Genomic DNA, 1786 nt, shown 5'->3' on the forward strand with positions numbered 1-1786 from the left:
TCCCCGACAGTCCCGGCGACCGGCTCAGCGCCGCCTACGCCTGCCGGAATCTCGAGCGGAACGACTGGCGCCACGGTTACTGCGTCAGGGTCTGGAACGATTACAAAAGACAGAACGGCCTGCCGTAATCGCCTTCCGGGCGGCTCCGGCGCCGGGCATCCGGCCCGGGGCCCGTCCGGTCCTGCCAGGCTCGGCGGTGGGCTCCGCACGGCCGGACCTCACCGGCCTGGAGTGCGGCCCCGCCCGGCGCCCGGCGCACCGGCGGACGGCGGACCCCCGGTACGTCGCCGGCGCGTCGGCGGCTGTCAGGCACCGCCGCCGGTCGGCTGCCCGCCTGCCGCCAGGCCGGCACCCACGCGCCCCCCGTCGCCCGAACCGGCGCGGGCGACGGCGGCCGAGGCGAACGCGGTGATGAGCGGGTGCGGCCGGGTGCCGTCTCCGGCCAGTTCCGGCTGGAAGAGCGTGGCCAGGAAGAACGGATGGGCGGGCAGCTCAAGCGCCCGTACGGCGCCCGTCTTGTCGCGGCCGGTGAAGCTCAGGCCGCCCTCCTCCAGAACGGGCACGTAGCGGGGGTTGAGCCCGAAGCCGCAGAGGTATTTCTCCACGCTCCTCCCGGCACCGATGATCTTCTCGGCCAGTGAGCCGGGCGACAGCCGTACCTCCTCCTCATGACCCGCCAGAGAGCAGGCCAGCGGCAGCACCAGGAACTCGTCGGCGTCCGGGTCGTTCTCGGCGTGCGCGGCCGGCAGGCCCAGGACGTTGCGCGCGTACTCCAGCAGGGTGTGCTGGAAACCGCCGCAGGTGCCCAGGAAGGGGATGCCGTGCTCGCGGGCGGTGCGGATGGCGTTCACCGCGCCGGCCTCGCTGCGGTAGGGGCTGCCGGGCAGCGTCCAGATGCCGTCGAACCCCTCCAGGCCCTCGGCCTCGGTCGTGGGGATCCAGTAGGCGTCCAGGGTCAGCCCGTCGCGCTCGCGCAGCGCCTCAAGGAGGGACGGGACGCGCATGTGTGCCTGGACACTGGGAGATCTGTCGCCCACCAGGGCGATTTTCGCGGTTGTCATGTCACTCATCCTCACCGGGACCCCGAGGTGAGCGCCAACGATCATCACTGCTGGGTCGATAAGCGACACTGATGCACTGTGGATCCTCATCTGCTGCGCACGTTCGTGACCGTCGCCCACCGGCGCTCCTTCTCCGCGGCCGCCGAGGAGCTCGGATACACCCAGTCGGCGGTCTCCCAGCAGATCGCCACGTTGGAGGCCGACCTCGGCCTGGCCCTGCTGCACCGGCGCCCGGTGACGCCCACCCGCGCCGGGGAACGCCTGCTTGAGCACGCCGGCCCGCTGCTGCTGCGCCACCGGGCCGCCCGCGCGGACGTCCTGCGTGCGGCCGCCGGTCCGATCGAACGGCTGACGGTGGTGGCCTCCCCGCTGGCGTGCACCCCGGCGGTCGCCCGGAGCCTGCTGCTGCGGCGGCTGACGGTGACGCTGCGCACGGCCGGACGCGAGAGCGTCGCCGAGCAGGTCGCCTCAGGCGCCGCCGACCTGGGCTTCGTCGACGGCATCGCCGCCCCCAGCGACCCGTTGCGCCTGCCGGACGTCGGATCGCCGGCCGGTGTCGGCGTGGCCGAGGAGGAGCTGGTGGTGATCCTGCCCGGTGGCCATCCGCTGTCCGGCAGGCGCGGGCTGGCGCTGGCCGACCTGGCCGACGCGCTGTGGCTGCAGGCCCCGGCCGCCGTCTCGGTCGAGCGGCTGCGCGAGGTGGCGGGCGTGGGCGGGTTCCGGGT

Annotated in this window: 2 protein-coding genes; one reads left to right on the forward strand and one right to left on the reverse strand. The window is 73.9% G+C overall.

Annotated features, from left to right (window positions below):
- Positions 1 to 305: 305 nt before the first annotated feature.
- Complete coding sequence (locus CA984_RS43920; protein WP_086579148.1) at positions 306 to 1061, reverse strand: CTP synthase C-terminal region-related (seleno)protein; 756 nt, start codon at positions 1059 to 1061, stop codon at positions 306 to 308.
- Between the two features lie 78 nt (positions 1062 to 1139).
- Here CA984_RS43920 and CA984_RS43925 point away from each other — a divergent pair.
- A partial coding sequence (locus CA984_RS43925) for a LysR family transcriptional regulator (RefSeq protein WP_086579149.1) occupies positions 1140 to 1786 on the forward strand: 647 nt, incomplete at its 3' end.

Origin of the sequence: Streptosporangium minutum, from assembly GCF_002149035.1 — a bacterium.
GTDB classification, from domain to species: domain Bacteria; phylum Actinomycetota; class Actinomycetes; order Streptosporangiales; family Streptosporangiaceae; genus Streptosporangium; species Streptosporangium minutum.